General features: G+C 49.5%; 14 protein-coding genes. 8 read left to right on the forward strand and 6 right to left on the reverse strand.

Going from position 1 to position 18,971, the window contains the following annotated elements; translation table 11 throughout:
• Positions 1-9: 9 nt before the first annotated feature.
• The 5 genes from IX84_RS12290 to pheT all read right to left on the reverse strand — a co-directional run bounded on the left by IX84_RS12290 (position 10) and on the right by pheT (position 8,232).
• A complete protein-coding gene (locus tag IX84_RS12290) occupies positions 10-2,370 on the reverse strand; it encodes a T9SS type A sorting domain-containing protein (protein WP_160213753.1) in 2,361 nt (786 codons plus the stop codon).
• An 884-nt stretch (positions 2,371-3,254) separates the two neighbouring features.
• Entirely contained in the window at positions 3,255-4,937 is a 1,683-nt protein-coding gene (gene rny, locus IX84_RS12295) for a ribonuclease Y (RefSeq protein WP_044220874.1), read from the reverse strand.
• Between the two features lie 212 nt (positions 4,938-5,149).
• Positions 5,150-5,452 (reverse strand): cell division protein ZapA, encoded by a 303-nt coding sequence (locus tag IX84_RS12300; protein ID WP_052287835.1) that lies wholly within the window; start codon positions 5,450-5,452, stop codon positions 5,150-5,152.
• Between the two features lie 2 nt (positions 5,453-5,454).
• Positions 5,455-5,772 (reverse strand): coiled-coil domain-containing protein, encoded by a 318-nt coding sequence (locus IX84_RS12305; protein WP_160213755.1) that lies wholly within the window; start codon positions 5,770-5,772, stop codon positions 5,455-5,457.
• Positions 5,773-5,784: 12 nt separating this feature from the next.
• The gene (gene pheT / locus IX84_RS12310; protein ID WP_044220880.1) at positions 5,785-8,232 is read right to left on the reverse strand and encodes a phenylalanine--tRNA ligase subunit beta; all 2,448 of its coding nucleotides are present in this window, start codon (positions 8,230-8,232) and stop codon (positions 5,785-5,787) included.
• A gap of 243 nt (positions 8,233-8,475) precedes the next feature.
• Here pheT and IX84_RS12315 point away from each other — a divergent pair, with 243 nt between their 5' ends.
• The 6 genes from IX84_RS12315 (at position 8,476) to IX84_RS12340 (ending at position 17,232) form a co-directional block, all read left to right on the forward strand.
• Positions 8,476-10,764, forward strand: coding sequence for an OstA-like protein (locus IX84_RS12315; protein ID WP_044220883.1), 2,289 nt, complete (start codon positions 8,476-8,478; stop codon positions 10,762-10,764).
• A complete protein-coding gene (locus IX84_RS12320) occupies positions 10,764-11,528 on the forward strand; it encodes an SH3 domain-containing protein (RefSeq protein WP_044220886.1) in 765 nt (254 codons plus the stop codon). The genes IX84_RS12315 and IX84_RS12320 overlap by 1 nt, the downstream gene beginning before the upstream one ends.
• Before the next feature lie 99 nt (positions 11,529-11,627).
• Positions 11,628-12,305, forward strand: coding sequence for a fibronectin type III domain-containing protein (locus tag IX84_RS12325; RefSeq protein ID WP_044220889.1), 678 nt, complete (start codon positions 11,628-11,630; stop codon positions 12,303-12,305).
• Between the two features lie 11 nt (positions 12,306-12,316).
• Entirely contained in the window at positions 12,317-13,183 is an 867-nt protein-coding gene (locus IX84_RS12330) for a T9SS type A sorting domain-containing protein (protein WP_152605024.1), read from the forward strand.
• A gap of 298 nt (positions 13,184-13,481) precedes the next feature.
• The gene (locus IX84_RS12335) at positions 13,482-16,358 is read left to right on the forward strand and encodes a Hint domain-containing protein (RefSeq protein WP_044220894.1); all 2,877 of its coding nucleotides are present in this window, start codon (positions 13,482-13,484) and stop codon (positions 16,356-16,358) included.
• On the forward strand, positions 16,348-17,232 hold the full coding sequence (locus IX84_RS12340; protein ID WP_044220897.1) for a hypothetical protein: 885 nt from the start codon (positions 16,348-16,350) through the stop codon (positions 17,230-17,232). The genes IX84_RS12335 and IX84_RS12340 overlap by 11 nt, the downstream gene beginning before the upstream one ends.
• 733 nt (positions 17,233-17,965) lie before the next feature.
• On the opposite strand, the gene IX84_RS33720 is transcribed toward IX84_RS12340, so the two are convergent.
• A complete protein-coding gene (locus IX84_RS33720) occupies positions 17,966-18,109 on the reverse strand; it encodes a hypothetical protein (protein ID WP_173426304.1) in 144 nt (47 codons plus the stop codon).
• Between IX84_RS33720 and IX84_RS12350 the strand changes: the two genes are divergently transcribed.
• On the forward strand, positions 18,068-18,640 hold the full coding sequence (locus IX84_RS12350; protein ID WP_160213757.1) for an HNH endonuclease: 573 nt from the start codon (positions 18,068-18,070) through the stop codon (positions 18,638-18,640). The two genes, IX84_RS33720 and IX84_RS12350, sit on opposite strands and share 42 nt — an antisense overlap.
• Positions 18,637-18,971: hypothetical protein (locus IX84_RS12355; RefSeq protein ID WP_152605025.1), on the forward strand; the 335-nt coding region annotated here is incomplete at its 3' end. The genes IX84_RS12350 and IX84_RS12355, both read left to right, overlap by 4 nt.

The following is an 18,971-nucleotide window of genomic DNA, read 5'->3' on the forward strand; positions in this document are numbered from 1 at the left end:
ATTAAAGTCTTATTGGCCTTTAATAACTTTACCAGAGGTCGTGTCTTCATCTATCTTTACCTGATAGTAGTACACGCCATCCGGCCAGGTCGCAGTGGAAGCCTCGAGTGTTCCATCTGCTGAGCCCTGCCATTGCCAGACCTGCTGGCCAATACTATTGAAAATGGAAACAGAGGCTGTTGATCCAGTTGGGATGCTCCCAAGGTCGATCAGCAGCTTTTGACTGAAGGGGTTAGGGGCAACCAACACTTGTGCACCTAATGCTGATTTCTGTTCGTTGCTTTCTTCCAGCGGAGTGTTATCCGATTGCTGCAAGAAACCGTTGCCCAGCTTCCCCCCGGAACGGATGGAAAGCGTGATCTTTTGCTTCGTCCCGTCTGCCATATAAGCAATGGGCTGTAGTGCAGCAGTATCAAGGCTAAACCCGGATAAATCTGCACTGCCGCTTACGAGTTTATCAAAGGATAAGGCAATAATATCGTCTCCGGCTAAGAGCGTTTTGCTGTAGCCGCTCTCATCGTACCAGGCATACCTGAGCAGGCTATTGCCCCCCTCAGATTGGGCGATGTTGTCTCCATCTGAATAGGCCAGGTCTCGTGGAGCCAGGGTATCGTAGCCAAACTTAGTACCGTCAAACTGCAAGGCAAACTGAAATGCAGCGACATTTCTGAAGGAGTCAGGCTCCAAATAAACCCTTGTTTCACCAGGGTTTAGGCCCGTAGTCTCCTCGCCCAGGAATAAAACCATTTCACCGTCTACCTCTTCATCTCCGCAATTAAGCAAGTTAAAACAATTGACATCCCCCATTTTAATCGCTTCAAAGCAAGGCTCGTCCAAACTTGGAGCAACATAGTCAAAGACAGAGGCATCAGGCAATTGGCTCCAGGGCGAGCTGGGATTGGTAAAAGAATAGCCGCAAGTGATAAAGCGCCAGGCTGGGACGTTGGGGTTAAATTGAGTTTCAATGCCCAGAATAACTTTCCGTATCGCAATTTGATCCGTTACAGAAATGCTGCCGCTCCCATTGACATCAGCTGCAATTAGCGTTTTAGGGTCAGAAATAGGAGCCAATCCAAGGATGTGGCGGGTAATTAAAAAGAGATCGAAAGTTGATACCCCGCACCTTAAAAAGTCATTCTTGCAGGCCGCGAGCTGATAGTCGTCAGAAGTACTGCAAGCAGGAGATGTGAACCATCCGAAATCGTAGCTTGGGACTTCGTCATTACAGGGTGGAGATGAAGTACAGTCATATTCAGGGCTGGAAGGGGACAACTGGCATAAATTAACCTTCCCTGGTACAGGTACGGTGGACGTACACCCAATCTCAATTTGGTGGCTCGGTGCACAAAAGGTCTGGTTGTTGTCAAAAATTGATTTATCAATAGATAAGACGCATTTGTCATCTGTTGTTTCGGGAAAGTCCCAAAGTGCTCTTTTAATGCGAATGTCATTCACACATCCGCAGGAACCACCGCTGACAATAAGGTTAAAAAGCCTGACCGGGTACCCAGCTGTTGTCGGGCCGGTACAAAAGGCAAAAGATACTTCTGTACCTCCTGCCCTCACTTCAATACAGTCTCCGTTTTGAGGATATTCTCCGCCCAATGCTGAACAGGAAGTAGACAGACAATAATTAGGGTCCACCGTGTTTTCTGTATCGGAATCAATAGTCAGCCCTCCATCAGCATCCAGTTCTAACTCTACTAATAATTCTGTCAAGGAGACGATATCCTGAACGCCAGTAACAGCCTCCAGGAAAATGGGAAAAGATAGGTCCCCGTTTTCAAGGGCTGTAGGCTCCTGAATGGAAATGAGCACTTCCGGGTCATTGTCCTGACAGGGGAAGCCTTCATCGGCATCGAAGGTTACTGTACCGTCACCTTGAGTGGAGGGGCTGCAGCAAGCTCCGGCACCGCCCGCATCGTATTCCTTAAACCGGGCGTATTCAAAGGCAAAAATAGCTTCTCCATCCGCGAAAGGTTCTTCTTGTAGCTGCACTTCAAGAATTCCGAATTGCCCTTCACCATTGGTACCATCGAGTGGAATTGTAAAACTAGCATTCCCAGGAGTTGGCTGAAGATTTAGCCTAACTGTATTTAGGTCTTCTCCAGGGCTGAAAAGAATACCGAATAAACCAGTTAATCCTTCGGTTTGAAATATTAATCCTCCATAGTTGTCAATAGTTTGAATCTCGATGTCAAGCCGTTCCAATTCAAGCATCGCAGCAGTGGGGTTGTCATTATCTCTGACTTTGATCGGGATTTCAACCAATTCGCCAGGTGTCGCGGCGATCGGGCTGCTGTAATCAAGAAAGATATCGATATCGCGGCTGGCGCTGATATCACACGCTGCAGAAGTTGGACCGCTCATTACAGGTGAGTTGATGTCATAAGATACATCGGGATGACCACTTGCGATTTCTACATCTAACATACATGGGGTGCCAGAGCAATTTGCATCCAGGTCAAATGAAATTTCATCAAACTCTAGCGTGAACGATTCTCCGGGGTCTGTAGTTACATAGATTTCAAAACTAGGTGGTGAACCAACATTACTTAAATACGTGGTTGACGAGGACGGACCTTCAATGGAGAATGAAGACAGATTTACAAAAGAGGAGCTAAATGAAGGATGATACTCTACTCGGTCAATGGTAGCATTTGCACCCGTTACATTGCCCTCAACAAACATATCACAGGCATCAAAATTGTTCCCACCTCCAAAGAAAACTGGAATTTTTACGGTGTAACAGTCAATTTGTATAGGTGCACTGACTCTCACCATAATATCGTCACAAACTGTTTGTGCTTGTAAGGAAAACATCATAGCGCTAAGCAATAGAGTTACCAACATACCCCTGCGCTGATGTACAGCTAGTGCAGGGGGGGGGGGATAAAAGGAAAAATAAGTTTTTCATAATATAACACGGTGTTTAGTTACAGAAGGCGCATTCGAGTAAGTGGCTGGAATGCGCTGTGGTTACAATGTAGGCAAAAAAACGGGATAGTGCCAATTCCGGCGGAATAAGTTTAGGTTAATTAACATTTGGCTTTGCTTGGTTTTAGGTTGCAAAAAGAGCTGGGATAATCGGTTTTGCCCATTGAATATAGCGCGGTCTGTCTTTTTGGGTATGGAGGAGTTACTGCTGAACCATCTGATGGCAATCCTTGCATACCGGCAAAAGAGCACCACAAAAAATCCCCTGCCCAAATACATCGGACAGGGGATTGCTTGACCAGGTAACCAGTTATGCCCTACCGCGCATAAGCCACCGCCCGCTTCTCGCGGATGACAGTCACTTTGATTTGCCCGGGGTACTGCATATCGTCCTGTATTTTCTGAGAAATCTGGAACGACAGCTCGTCGGCCCGCTGATCGGTTACTTTTTCGGATTCTACGATGACGCGCAGCTCACGGCCGGCCTGCATCGCATAGGCTTTTTGTACGCCTTCGTGCTCCATCGCCAGTTCTTCCAGCTCGCCAATACGCTTGAGGTAGCTTTCGAGGATTTCGCGCCGCGCACCGGGGCGGGCACCGGAAATGGCATCACAAGCCTGAATGATAGGGGAGAGGATGTTGTTCATCTCTACCTCATCGTGGTGGGCGCCTACGGCATTGCAAACGGCAGCGTGTTCGCCGTACTTTTCGCAAAGCTTCATGCCCAGCAGGGCGTGGGACAGTTCCGTTTCTTCCTCGGCAACTTTGCCAATATCGTGGAGCAGGCCGGCCCGCTTGGCCATTTTGGCTTGCTTGCGGCTCAGACCGAGCTCGGCAGCCATGATGGCGCAGAGGTTGGCCGTTTCGATAGAGTGCTTGAGCAGGTTTTGCCCGTAGGACGAGCGGAAGCGCATGCGGCCGACCATCTTCACGAGGTAAGGGTCAAGCCCGTGGAGGTCCAGGTCGATAACGGTACGCTCACCGATTTCCACAATCTGCTCGTCGAGCTGCTTGCGGACTTTGGCTACCACTTCCTCGATGCGTGCCGGGTGGATACGGCCATCGGCTACGAGGCGCTTGAGCGCCAGGCGGGCCACTTCCCGGCGGATGGGGTCAAAGCTGGAAATTACGATGGCTTCCGGCGTGTCATCCACAACGATTTCCGCTCCGGTAGCGGCTTCCAGCGCCCGGATATTCCGGCCTTCCCGGCCAATGATCTGCCCCTTCAGGTCGTCGGAGTCGAGGTTGAAGACCGAAACGGTATTCTCAATCGTATACTCCGCGCACATGCGCTGAATGGACTGAATGATAATTTTCTTGGCTTCCTTGTTGGCGGTGATCTTTGCCTGTTCCACGGAGTTTTTCACCAGGGCCATAGCATCGGTTTCCGCCTTGGCTTTCACCGCTTCGAGCAGCTGTTCCCTGGCTTCGGCTTCGCTCAGGTTAGCCACTTTTTCCAGTTCCTTGATGTGGCGCTCGCTTGCGGTCTCCAGTTCCTCGCGCTTGCGGTTCATGACTTTGATCTGCTTCTCGAGGTTTTCCCGCAGGGCGATGGCGTCTGCTTCGCGCTGTTCCAGTTCTGCCCGCTGATTGTCCAGGGCTTTGACTTTATCGCCGAAGCTCTTTTCCTTTTGGCGCAGGTCAGACTCCAGCTCCTTGATTTCCATTTTGCGCTCCTTCAGCTCCACCATCTGATCGGCTTTGCTGCTTTCAAATTCAGACTTGAGGCGGCTGAATTTTTCCTTGGCCTCCTGAATTTTGCGCTGCTTGATCTTCTCGTTCTTGTTTTCGGCCTGAGAGGTGATCTTTTCTGCTTTGATCTCTGCCTCGTCAATCAGGCGTTTGGCCGTGAGCCGGGCTTCCTTGACCTCCTGGTCCACGGTGGAGTTGATTTCGTCGATGCGTTTCTGTTTGGCACTTTTAAGGGCCATCTGAACGCCTATGTAGCCAATAATGGCTCCAACGACCAACCCAATAATGATTCCTATTCCTATATCCATAATTGGTGTTGATTTTGTGATGCGGTGGTTTTGATACTTTGCCTGTAGGATAACAGGGGTACTCCGGGCCACCGAATTGCATTTGGTGTATAAATAACCTGGCTGGCGAAGCTCATGTGCACCTAATTCAGGAGCAGCGGGCTTACGCCAAAACAGGGGTATTCCAATATTTCAGGAAAAACGGGCGGCAGGATACCGCGCATCGGGAAAGTTTAGTCGAGCACCTGATCAAGCAAGGCTTCCAATTGAAAGAGTTTACCGGAAAGGGCAGGGTCATTGCCCCCGGAGGTTTTAGCTTTGTGCAAGTCGACCGCGTAGGTCAGGAGCGCCATCGAGAGGCAGTCCTGTTTGTCCTTATTGGTATAGGTCAACTGAAAACGGTTGATTTTCTCGTTGACCTCTTTGACGATCTTGCGGATGGCAGGTTCATCTGCCACATCTATTTTGAGTGGGTACGGCCGGCCGGCAATCAGCACGGTAATATGTTTCATCTCCTTGTCTTGCCCTCTGCTCATTCCTATTGCTTATGTAGCCACTCAATACAAGCGTTGATCTCTTCAATGTATGTTTCCAGCTGTTGCTTCAGCTGATTTGATTGCTCAGGTTGTCCTTCCCGCTGCGTGTCCAGGGACCGCTGCGTTTGTTCCAACTTATGGGTTAAGGCACTCACTGCACCGCGTTGGCGGTCCAGGTCGGCCTTGAGTTTCTGGTTTTCTTCCTTGAGCCCGGCATTTTCCTGCTTCAGGCGCGCCATGCGCTGCACGAGCTGCCGGACTTTCAGTTCAATATTGTCAATGCGCTCTAAAAAGTTCATTTTGGGACTTTGGGTCATCATACTACCCTGCCTTTACTGACGGATCGTAGCACCAAGTTTGGACTCATAGTCGGCAATCAGCTGATTGACCACCTTGTCCACTTCCTTGTCCTTGAGCGTTTTCTCAGGGTTTTCAAAAGTGAAGCTGACAGCGTAGGACTTTTTCCCGGCGCCGAGCTGCTCCTCGTTTTCGTACACGTCAAAAAGGTTGATATCCTTAATGAGCTTCTTGCCCACCTTACGGGCAATCGCCACAATATCACTAAATTTTACAGAATTATCAATAACCAGGGCCAAATCCCTCCGGCTGCTTGGGAATTTGTTCAGCTCCTCGTAGGATAATTTATACTTTTTTCGGGCTTTCATGAGGTTGTCCCAGCTGAAATCGGCGTAAAAGACCTCCCCGCGGATGTCCATCGCCTTGACCAACTTGGGGTTGACTTTGCCGAAGCGGACCAGGGTCTGCGGGCCGCGGTGGTATTCCAGCCCGAAGGCTAGGCTGTTGTCCCGCAGCGCCGTCTCCTGATAGCCCTGCAGCCCGAAGCGGGCGAGGATGTTTTCCACAAAAGCCTTCAGGGCGTAGTAATCCGCATCGCCTTCGCGTACGCCCAGCCAGGTTTCCGGGTGGCGCTCGCCGGTCATGAAGAGGCTCAGGTGCTGCTGCTCGTCGATCTTGTTCTCTCCGTGCTGATAAGTACGGCCAAATTCAAACAGCTTCAGGCGCGACTGCTGCCGGTTCTGATTGTGCAGAATGGCTTCGAGCCCGCTGAAAAGCATATCCGGGCGCATAATATCGAGCTGCACGGTAGAGGTGTTGTTGATGTACACCAGCTTGTTGTCGGCCAGCCCTTCGAAAATTTCCTTGTAGTACTGCGAGCGGGACAGGGACAGGGCCATCATTTCGTTGAAGCCATTGGCTGCCAGGTAGTCGCCGATCTTGTCGCGCAGCAGGTTGGGGTCGGGCTGAGGGGCGATGTTGAGCCCGGTCTTGACCTGCTCAGGGATAGGCACCTCGTTGTAACCGTAGATGCGAAGGATTTCCTCAATTACATCGGCTTCCCGCGTTACGTCCGACTTATTGGTAGGCACTGCAACGGTGAACGTCTCCCCATCGTCTGCCAGGATTTTCATCTCCAGGGCCTCCAGGATGCTGTGGATTTTGGCTTTGGGAATGTCGATGCCAATCAGGCGGTTGGTGTGCGCGTAGCTGACCTTCACTTCCACCGGTTTGACCGGGTTGGGGTAGAGGTCGGTGATGTCGCTTGAAAGGGTACCGCCAGCCAGTTCCTTAATGAGCAGGGCGGCCCGCTTCAGGGCGTAGGTTACGATGTTGGGGTCGCTGCCTTTTTCGAAAACCTTGGCGGCATCGGTGCGCAGGTTGTGCCCCATGCTTGTGCGGCGTACCCACTTGGCGCTGAAGTGAGCGGACTCCAGGAAGACATCCGTGGTGTTTTCCGTCACACCGGAGCCTATGCCCCCGAACACGCCAGCGATGCACATGCCTTCGCCGGCGCCATTGCAGATCATGAGGTCTTCGCCCGTCAGTTCGCGCTCCACCTCGTCCAGGGTGGTAAATTTGGTGCCTTTCGGCAAAGCCTTTACGACAATCTTGTGGCCTTTGACTTTCGCCAGGTCGAAGGCGTGGAGGGGCTGCCCAAGCTCATGCAGCACGAAGTTGGTCACGTCCACCACATTATTGATGGGCCGCAGCCCGATGGAAAGCAGGCGGTTTTTGAGCCAGTTGGGCGACTCCTTAACAGTAATGCCCTTTAGCGTCACGCTAGCGTAGCGTGGGCAGGCTTCGGCATCTTCCACCTCAATGCTGACCGGCAGGCTTTGGTCATCCGCTTTGAAGCCGTCGACGGAGGGCAGGTGCACGCCGTCGTTGTGGCTGTGGTTGACTTTGAGGTAGGCTGCCAGGTCCTTGGCTACGCCCAGGTGGTTGGTGGCATCCGAGCGGTTGGGGGTTAGCCCGATCTCGTAAACGTGGTCGATTTCGATATTGAAGTACTCCCGTGCGGGGGTGCCCACTGCGGTGTCTTCCGGCAGCACCAGGATGCCATCGTGGCTCGTGCCGGTGCCCAGTTCGTCCTCCGCGCAGATCATGCCTTCGGATACCTGCCCGCGGATCTTGCCTTTTTTGAGGGTGAGGGGCTCTTCGCTGCCAACGGGGTACAAAGTTGTCCCCACGGTAGCCACCATCACTTTTTGTCCCTGCGCTACATTTGGCGCACCACAGACGATCTGCAGGGGCGCTTCCCCACCTACGTCCACTTTGGTCAGGGACAGGCGGTCGGCATCAGGGTGTTGGCCACATTCGAGGACATGCCCCACGACCACGCCTTCCAGCCCGCCGCGGATGCTTTCCACCCGCTCCATGCCTTCTTCTTCCAGTCCAATACCTGTGAGCATAGCCGAGACTTCCTCAGGGCTATGGTCTATATCGATATACTCTTTCAGCCAGTTCAGAGATACTTTCATTGCTGTAGTTTTGTAAGGGCACAAATATACTGACGAATGGGGGATTTACAACCTATATGGAGGGGGAGTCCTCACAAATCTGGTTCTTTGAGCTGATTTTGGCGATGGTCTGCCTCTTCACAACGTTAAAAAAGGGTTAACCCGTTCCGGGAAGCAAGCGGGAGGGCCTTTCTCAACGTTTTCGTGGAGATTTCAGCCCGTTTTTCGCAGGGAAGTGCGGGGAAAGTCGGAAGTTTGCACCTCATGGAAGAAGCTATGCCATTATTGAACCCGAAAATATACGGTATCGTACTGCTGCTGCTAGTGGCTGCCCCGGCATTTGGGCAACAGCCCGCCGCTCCGGCACAGGACACGGCCAAACAGGAAGTGGAAGTCGACCACGCCGACCTGTTTGAATACATTCAGTCGGGAGATACGGTTATTCAGAAGCTCAATGGCAACGTCGAGCTGCGGCAGGATAGCGTGTACATGTACTGCGATACCGCCCGTATCGAGAACCAAACCCGCGTGTATGCCAATGGCGATGTGATCATTCAGCAGGGGGATTCTCTCAATGTTTTCTCAGACTCTGCCGTTTACGACGGGGCGACCCGCATAGCCGAGCTTTACGGGGATGTCATTCTGGAAAAGGGCGATCAGCGCCTCTTCACCGACCGCCTGACCTACGACCTCAACCTCAAGCTGGCCACTTACGATAATGGCGCCACCCTTACCCTCGACAGCACGCAGCTGACCAGCAAAAAGGGCTATTACTACGTAGATGAGCGGCAAATCTACTTCAAAGACAGCGTCGTGGTGATCGATTCGGCTTTTACACTGCTTTCGGACACCCTGGGCTTCAATACGGAGACCAAAGTGGTGGACTTTCTGGGGCCCACCCTGATCGACAGCGATACCACCAAGCTGTACTGCGAAGATGGTTTTTACGATACCGAGAACAACGTAGCGGAATTCACCAAAAACGCGCAGTACCAAAAGGGCGACCAACTGGCCCTGGCCGATACCATCCGCTACGATGGCAGCCGGGAGGTGTACATCCTGCGCGGCAACGCCATTTTCAAAGAAAACGAACGGGAAGCCACCGCCGATGTAATTGAGTACAGTCAGGAAGCCGACCGCACGGTACTCGTGGGCAATGCCCGCTACAAAGATGACAAACAGGACATCGCCGCCGATGAGATCGTCTACGATGCCAAACAGGAGACCTATTCCACCCGCGGCCGCTCCCGCATTAGCGATCCGCCGCAGCTGCTGGAAGCCGATCAGGTGGACTACAGCGAGGAACGGGGCATTGGTATCGCCACCGGCTCTGTGATTTGGCGGGACACCTCCGAAGACCTGACCATTATGTGCGATACGGCCGACTATGACCGGAAAGCGGATTACCTCAAAGCCTTCGGAGGGCGCAATGGCCGGCCGCTGCTCATCACGATTGTGGATGGCGACTCCTTATTTATGGCATCCGATACCCTGCTGGCGCTGCAAGACGTATTCGATACCCTGATTGTGGAGACCGTTATCACCGTTGATACGCTCTTTTCGGATTCCCTGGTTACGGATACCTTGGTCATAGACTCCCTCATTGCCGATACCCTCATCACGGAAACCCTTGTCACCGACAGTGCCCGTCTGCTGCGGGCCTATCCTGATGTGCGCATTTTTAAAACGGATATGCAGGCCATCTGCGACTCCCTGTCGTACAGTACGCGAGACTCCACCTTCCGGCTGTTCCGGGAGCCTATCGTCTGGGCGGATACCTCGCAGTTCAATGCCGATACCGTTAATATCCTGCTCAACAAGGGCAGTATTGACCGCATTTTCCTTCGCAATAACGCCCTGATTGTCAATTCTCCGGATGAGATTATGTTCAATCAGGTCAAAGGCAAGCACGTGACCGCCTTTTTCAAAGCAGAAGAACTCCGGCGGATGGCAGTGAACGGCAACGCGGAATCCGTGTACTACGCTCTGGATGACGATGGCGGCTACGTAGGCGTCAATAAAACCATCTGCAGCGAGATGATGCTGTACTTCGGGAACAATGAGGTGGAAAAGATCACATTTTTCAATCAGCCCAAGGCCGAGATGCTGCCGATGGGGCAAACGAACCACAGCACGCTCAAACTGGAAGGCTTCTTTTGGGAAACCCAATACCGGCCCGACAGTCTGCCGGATTTGTTCAGCCCGGAGAAAAAACGGGTACTGAAGGCTCTCCCCAAACCCGCTGCCCCCGTGGCTGATTCTTTGGCGCAGGACAGTCTGGAAGTCCCCCCTTCCGCCATGGGGCTGGATGAAGAAGCAAAAGAGGCTCCGGAAAGACCAGCTGAGGCCCCCGCTGCGCCCCCTGCGCAGGGCCTGCCCGTTCCCCCAGCCAACTCTCCGGAACAGGGCCTGCCCGTTCCCCCCGATCCTGCCAAAGGACAGGGCCTGCCCGTTCCCCCAGCCAACTCTCCGGAACAGGGATTACCTGGCACTCCCCCAACAGTCACCACGGAGCAACCACCAACACCAGAAAAACAAAACGACGAGCAATAATGATGAAAAAGTGGATGGTATTCATTGCATGGTTTGGAATGGGCATTGGGCTGCTGGCCGCACAGTCTTCACCAAAACAGCTGCTGCAAGCCGGCCATAATGCCTACCACGACAAAGATTACGAAACCGCCATCAGCCGGTACGAAGCCCTCCGTGCCGATGGGTACGAAAGTGTGGGCCTCTACTACAACCTCGGCAATGCCTACTACCGCAACGGCAATCTGCCCATGTCGGTCCTCAACTACGAGCGCGCCCTCCGGCTCGATCCCGCCAATGAGCAGGTACAGTCCAATCTGGCTTTGGTACAGGAAAAACTGGAATCTTCGAATATTCAAATCCGGCAATCGGGCGTCGTCCGCACCTGGCTTTCCGTGCAGCACCTGATGCGCACCCGGGGCTGGGCCGTGCTCGGCCTCCTCCTGTTTTGGCTGGGCGTAGGCGGGCTGGCCGTCTGGCAATTTGCCCCTCAGCGCCGGCAGCGCAAAGCCGGTTTCCTGGCAGGCGTTACCGCCCTGTTCCTCTGCCTGTTGCCCTTTGGCTTCGCCTACGGTCGGGCGCAGCAGGAGTTTTACCACCACAAAGCCGTCCTGATGGCAGAAGAAACGCCCCTGCACGTGGCCCCGGATGCCCAAAGTGAGCCCGTCCTGACCCTCTACGGTGGCGAGACCCTGACTATACTGGATGAAATAAGCGGCTGGTATAAAGTGGAGTTGAGTGATACGACGGTGGGATGGGTGCCTAAGGATTTGGTGGCGGAGGTTTAGGGGGGGCAAACTATTTCAGGGGATGACATTGAGCCCCGGATCGGCTACCTGAAAATAGAAGGGGTCGCAAGCAGTAGTGATGACCTGGTACAGCACGAATTGCAGCGCAAGAAAAACCAAGGCTACCTATGGGAAACCCTCACCACCTTACAAGCAGGGGAACCCATTTACTTTGAAGACTCCACAGCTTCCTATCAATACAACTACGATTACCGGTTACTGGCCGTAGATGATGCTGGGCTGAAGTCCAGCTCTAAAATATTGACTGCCCGCCCCTTAGCGAGCTCGGTTCGGGGTGAGATTTTGGATCTGCGCTTACTTATACACACGATCTTAGAACAAGATTCTGCGGTGCTAACCAATCTGCCTGTATTAACGGTCAATCCTTCCAGTAGTGTATTGCCAAACAACCCACAAGGTGCGCGGCCAGGCCAACAATACCTATATGGCCGTGGAGAAGCTGCGCTGGTCTGGGAGTTCCTTGAACAAGATGGAATTTATGGTTACCAAATATACCGTTCCGCATCCGATGGGGTATTACGGCCCTACCGTATGGTCAGGCCGGATGAAGGCGTCGTTACACTCGAAGTCTTTCAGAAAATCCAGGAACGTTTTGGTGCACAGTCTGGGATCGACTCCGGCATCGTTGACGGCAACCACTTTTTCTTCTTCGACGGTGGGCTAAAGAAAGGGACCGCCTATACCTACCGGGTCGAAGCCCAGTACATTGATGGGGCAGTGTCCCCGCTCTCTGAATCAGTCATTGTGATCTATTAAATGAAAGGACTATGATGCGACTCCAAATACTATTTATCGCTTTATTCCTGTTGCCCTCGTTGAACTGGGCGCAGGACTGTGCGGAGGCTACTGTGCTCAGCTCACAGGAAACCATGCTCACCGTCCCGTCCTTAAGCCGGGCAGCAGCAGATACCCCGCCCCAGCCCAGTGACTGCCGGGCTGAAGGATTGCCCGCAACTCACCCGGCATGGGTCCAGTTTACGGCCCCGGTAAATGCCCGTTTGGCCTTCGACCTCATCCCCCTCAATGAAGGAGATGATCTCGACTTCATCCTCTACAAAGTTGAAGGGGACGATTGCCAGAGCCGCACGGCTATACGCTGCACGGCCGCCGGGCCAAATATTGGAGGCGCTACCGCATTCAGCACGCCCTGTATGGGCGCTACGGGGCTAAAAGCAAATGTAGACACCAATGCTGCCGCTTCTGGCTGTGATAATGCCGATGGCAACTACCTGTCCCCAGTCACGGTGCAGGCTGGAGAGACCTACTTACTCTGGGTCAACAACTACGCCCTGTCCTCCGGTAACCGCCCCAGCGGGCAAGCGGATGGGTTTACCCTGCTGCTGGACTTTGACCAGGCGGCGCTAGTTAGCGAAGCTGATATCCTGTCCTCCCTGCGCGTCTTCCCGAACCCGGTAACCGATTGGCTGCAACTGGAACTGCAGCTGCCCGCTGCCACGCCCATAGCGGCTATCGTACAGAATGCGCTCGGCCAGCAAATCACCACCGCCCGCTACGATGGCACTGCCGGCAAACACACCTACCCATTGCCTACTGAAAAGTGGCTGCCCGGGCTTTACTGGGTGACTGTGGTGGTGGATGGGGTGCGCCGGGTGGTGGTGGTGGAGAAGCTTTGAAAATGCCTGTTCATTCAGTAGAGCGCTTCTTTGTTAGATTATTCTTTATAAGGCCTTAGATGTCATATTTTTTCTGAAGAGATAGAAAAAATGGACTATTGAGCTAAAAGCAAATGATATGTTTTCTAAAAAAAATGCTTTGTTGTTCTTGTTTCTTTTGGCGAAAACACTCATTGTGTTTTCTCAGCAGCAGTGTTATGAAATTCGTCAAACAGATAGCGGAGCAGCGGATAATTTATATAATTCAATATTGGAATCTTAAGCTTGTAATATAAAATCGATTTTACAAGATATAGGAGTGTCAGATTTTCACATTATAGGGCATGACTATTATCCATTATTGGCTTATGTGGACCCGTTTGATTATTACGACCAAGTACATGAGAATGCTGTGGCTGCAATTGATCAAGAGTTATCCAGCTATTTGCTTATCGCAAAAGATCATTCAAAAAACTCAATACTGAAATATAGGGTTGAGCTAAAGCTCCCACAGGGAGGCGGCGTCCTTGGGGCCCTCTCCCCATTTGAAAGAGAAGCTATAAGGAACGAGATACTTAAAGCCATCAATGAAGAAGGAGAAGCCCAAGGGTTTTATATTACTAATAATGCTGCGATTGAAAGGAAGGGTTTGGCCTTTTTTAAGACAGCACTTGAAAATTTGCAAGCAGGAACTTTTAACCTTGGGGACGCAATGGGAATTGCCGGGTTTACAAGTTATGCAGTCAAGACAAACGAAACCTATGATAGAGCAAGCAATGGGGTATATTTTGGGGCAGGTATCAATCCTAGTGATTATGTATATGACTATACTGGATTAGAGGTATCAATAAACGGCAACCCTATTTTGCTGCGCGATATGATTTCATCTACGGCAGGTGGAAACAACTTTATACTTGAAAATTTTAATCGTTCATATATTGTCACAGATAGTGACAATACAATCTCAGAACTTGATCAAGCTGAACAATCTTTCTTGGGAGACGGTCGACATTTTGTGATGTGGGTTCATCATAGAAGAGGAAATGAAAGTGCAGGAGAAAGCGACTCAATCTATGTCAAGTCTCGTAATAACCTGACTGAGATAGAAGCAGAAATAATAGTCAGCAATTACGTAGAGACTGTATTAAATGAATGGATGCCAGAGATTGAAACGAGTGGTGGCGTAGCTTTACAAGGGGGAGGAGGAGAGAGCAGAAGTTTAAATTGTTCCTTAAATGCTCAATGGGGAAAAACCTGCCTTCTTGAGTTTGTAAAGAATTCTGGTCAGAGCACTGCTAATAAGTTTAAATTAGGTATTGCCGTAGGGGTATTAGATGGGTTAATCGCTACTTTAAAGATAATATACGATTTATATGCAGTGCCGAAAGGCTTTTGGGATAGTACTGTCGCATATTGTAAAGATTTATGGGTGCATTATCAAGAGCATGAAAGCCTAACGTCTGTTTTTGAAAAAATTGAAGGAGATATTGATATTGCTCTTCAAACAATTAAAGAGCTTGTTAATGTCTATAACCAGATTGTTGAAAAAATTTCTGCAACAAACATCTATAATGCTTTTCTTGGTATTATTACTGGTGTAGGAGAAGCCATATTAGATTGGTTCAATAATGAATTATTAGCCTTAACTCCCGATGCTGGCTATGGAGTGGGAGTAGTTGCATTTGATGTGATTTTAACTGTTTTTTCAGGGGGAGGCAGCGTCGCTGCGAAAGGAGGGAGATATCTGACTAGTATTGCTAGCTACCTCAAAGGGATTATACAAAGCCCTAGATCATCAGTGGGCGCAATGTTATCTAAGGCTTCTAATCAATCCGCCAATATTGTAGGCTTGGGAGCTAAAATTGTTCGGTGTAAAATTTTAGGTAAGGGATGTTTCATAAAGGACACCCCGGTGTTAATGGCTAGTAATTCTTTTACGAACTCAGGTAAAACTTACGCCTTAGCAGCAACTATGCCTTTTATGGCGTTACCGATACAAGAGGTTCCTTTGTTAAGCTGGACAGTTGCACATGAAACAGTAAACCAGCAGAATAATTTAATTGTATCGACAGATGAAGATTTTTACTTTGGTACGCTTAGTGAAGACTCCTACACCAGCCCTCAACAAAGACAGAGAGATCAATACAAACTAGACGATACCAATTGGCACGAAGTTATCTTCGAGCAAGTCCACGGTACCTCCATAGCCAAGCTAGCCCTCCACACCGACTGGATCACCCAAAACAACTACCAGCTCGATGCCATAGTCAACATGAACCTCCCCGAGCAAGGCATCTCCGGCCCCTTCCGCATCACGTCCATAAAGCACCTCCTGCCCCAAAAGCGCCCAGTAGACGAAGATGCTGGCAAAGGCTTTGTTTTCCGCCCGGTAACCGGTATCTTTATACATGAGTCCGATGACGTTTGGACCCTGGAATTTGACAGTGGCGACACCTTGGGCGTCACCGCCAATCACCCTATCTACTCCACCACCGCCCAAGACTGGCGCCTGACCAGCGAGCTGGCCATAGGCGAGCAAGTCCTGACCTACGCGGGCAGCGCGACGCTTACGGGCAAGCGGCCTGCCCCGGCGCAGAGGGTGTATAACCTGGAGGTGCAGGAGGTGCATAACTTTTTGGTTACTGGGGTGGGGGTTGTGGTGCATAATAGTTGTTGGGATGAAGCTGCAAAATATGCATCAGGGGAAAGAAGTAAGTCGGAAATATGGGAGCTCAAGGATTACCCGCAAATTTTCAAAAGGGGTAATATTATTGAAAAGGTAATGCGGAAGGGGAAATACTCGTCTAGCAAAGGTTGGGGTTTTACGGGGAAGGGAGATGGAGGATTAGGGTATGATAATTATTGGTTGATCGATTTTCATAAAGGAAATAAGGTTGTGAGTCTTAAATCAACAAAACTTACTAATGGTACGGATTGGGCTAATAGCAATGCTGACCATATTGGAAAGCTAAGTGAGAGAAAAATTCAAAGAAGTTTTCCGAATTGCAAACCAGGTCCAAATTGTCAGAATCCATCGCATGTGATTGGGAATATAGATGATGTCGAATTACATATTATTGTTGAGGACATATCGCAAATAAATCAAACCGATTGGATCAATTCAATAAAATCTAAGTTGCCGCCAAGTGAACAGAATAATTTGATAATCACAATCTCTGAAATGGATGCAGATTAGAAAGGTAGCTGGTGAGTTTAGCAAGTCCGAATGGATAAATGTTGTTGAAAATAATAATCACATTGTCTCAATTCATGAGCATGAAAATTCCAAAATCAAGTCGTATGGCTATGCAATATTGAAAATTGAAGGGTTTATTTACGGAGTTTTAAATTGGGATTGGGAAAAAGGAAAAGTTGATATTGATGTTAAGGAGCGATATTTGCCGCAGGTGTATAAAGCACTTCTGAGTATAGCTGATGATTTGGGAGGATATTTTTACTATAAGTCTAAAGAACTATTCGATCCTCAAAAACATCTACCAATTCCAGCTATAGATATTAATAGAAATAAGAGGTTTTTTGAAGGCCACGACTTGGACTACATTCGGTGGATGGCATTTAGGGAAGAGGATCAAGGTTTGATTTTGGAAACTTTAAAACTGAAAAAATCCAAAGAGGTTAGCCTTAAGGATGGAATTGATAGTTGCGACATTATCGTTACACCATCATATTCTGGATGGATCTTTTTGATTGGAGATAATCTACCTGACTCTTTAGTTAAGGGAAATGAAAGCTCTTCAGATGAGGCATTGACCAACTTATGTAAGACACTTCAAAAATTAAGCACGAAATTTATCGAAGTCCAATATTTTGAACATCATGGCAAGCATAATATCGACGGTTACTTTAAAGCCAATAATGGTAAAATGATTTTTGGGTACTGGAAAACAGAAGACGAGGAATTTAAAAAAGGTAGAGTACCAAAAGAAATAAAGAAGCTTCATCCTACTTCAGCTCATGAAGTGGCTTCGGTTTGGTCTATAGATCCTATGGACTTTATTTACCTGAAGGAAATGGTGGGGGAGAAATCATATGAGGTTGCTCCTATTTAAAGAGAAGCCATATTTTTATTGAAGAAGTCTTTGAACTTCTTATTGGTGAGCATTTTGTCGATGATGGGGAAGATATTTTTTTGTCATCATCATGGAGCTGATCGATAAGTTTCAATCGTTGGACCATAGATTTACACCTAGATGGAAAAACAATGATGCTAATTCTCCACCTCCGCTAAGCTTCGGCGGACGCCGTGCGCTGCGGTAATACTAAGAATCAGTAAAGCCAAAAATGACAAGAAGAAACACGAATAGGGACGGTCCTGCGCCCTAATATGCCCCTTCCGCATCACCACCATCAAGCACCTCCTCCCCCAAAAGCGCCCCGAAGACGAAGACGCCGGCAAAGGCTTTGTTTTCCGCCCGGTAACCGGTATCTTTATACCGACGACAAAGTAGTTTTGTGCCCCAAACTTACTTCGTGTCGGCATCAACTCGTGCGTCGGTTTTGCGCCTTCGCACAAAACGCTCCGTTCCGAGTCGATACACCAGTCCAATGACGTTTGGACCCTGGAATTTGACAGCGGCGACACCCTGGGCGTCACCGCCAGCCACCCTATGTGCGCCCGATAAAGTGGTTTGCGACATCGGCCACTGACGAAGCGCAGCTTATCAGGGCAGGAGCAAACTACTTTCCGGCGTACATGCCGACATTGAGACAGCTTGCCGCGGCAAGCCTCTCAATCGTCGGTATTACTCCACCACCGCCCAAGACTGGCGCCTGGCCGGCGAGCTAGCCATAGGCGAGCAAGTCCTGACCCACACCGGCAGCGCGACGCTCACGGGCAAGCGACCCGCCCCGGCGCAGCGGGTGTATAATCTGGAGGTGCAGGAGGTGCATAACTTTTTGGTGAGTGGGGTGGGGGTTGTGGTGCATAATACATGTCACATTGAAGTCCGAAACTTTCTCAAAGATAAGGGCGTCAACAATACACATTTGATAAAAACTCCCGGATCAAAACATATATACAATGGTCCCGACGCAGATGCTTTAAAAGTAAAATACAACAAGAACAAAATTGAGATTTGTTATGACGATTTAGGTTTTCCTGATTTCTCGCCTTTTGTAGAAAGGTTTACAAATCCCATAAATGGTAATTTAATTGAGGCTGTGGTTGATATAGGTTCATTTGAAGGTAGCCATCAAAGTGACTACAATGCTGCAAACACAATACTAAGATCGATAGTGGGAGATGATAATTTGAATTTTCCAGCCACAATAAGTGGGATAAATTACACTTGGCATCATCACCAAGATGGAAAAACAATGATGCTAGTCCCCTCAGGATTAAACCATGGGCAATATGCTGCTACCCATCTAGGCGGAAAGACTATACACAATAAAGGGGCTGGCAGCGTTTTTCCGAGTCCAGCTGATGTCGGTAGCTATTTAAAAAACTGTGAATGATGTTTAATCTATTTGACCTAAATGAAGAAGTAGTTTCAGCAGACTTTAATTTTATTAGAGATTTACAAGAGGAACTTGGATATATAATTCCTCCAGATTTCATTGATTTCAATATTAATTTTGGTAAGCTTTCTCATAATAAGACGCTGTATTCCATCTCCTCATTCCCCTTTTCTAGAACTGTGTCTGTTATTGATTACAGTGAAAGCATTGATTACTTCAAACAGTTTTTGGATATCAATGGCAAGGGGAATTTCATGGTGTTTATTTTCACTTTTGATCCAAACCAGTTTATTTTGATGGGAATTGATGGGAAAGAGAAGAATAGAAT

The sequence above is a fragment of the Phaeodactylibacter xiamenensis genome, from assembly GCF_000759025.1.
In the GTDB taxonomy this organism is placed as follows: Bacteria; Bacteroidota; Bacteroidia; order Chitinophagales; family Saprospiraceae; genus Phaeodactylibacter; species Phaeodactylibacter xiamenensis.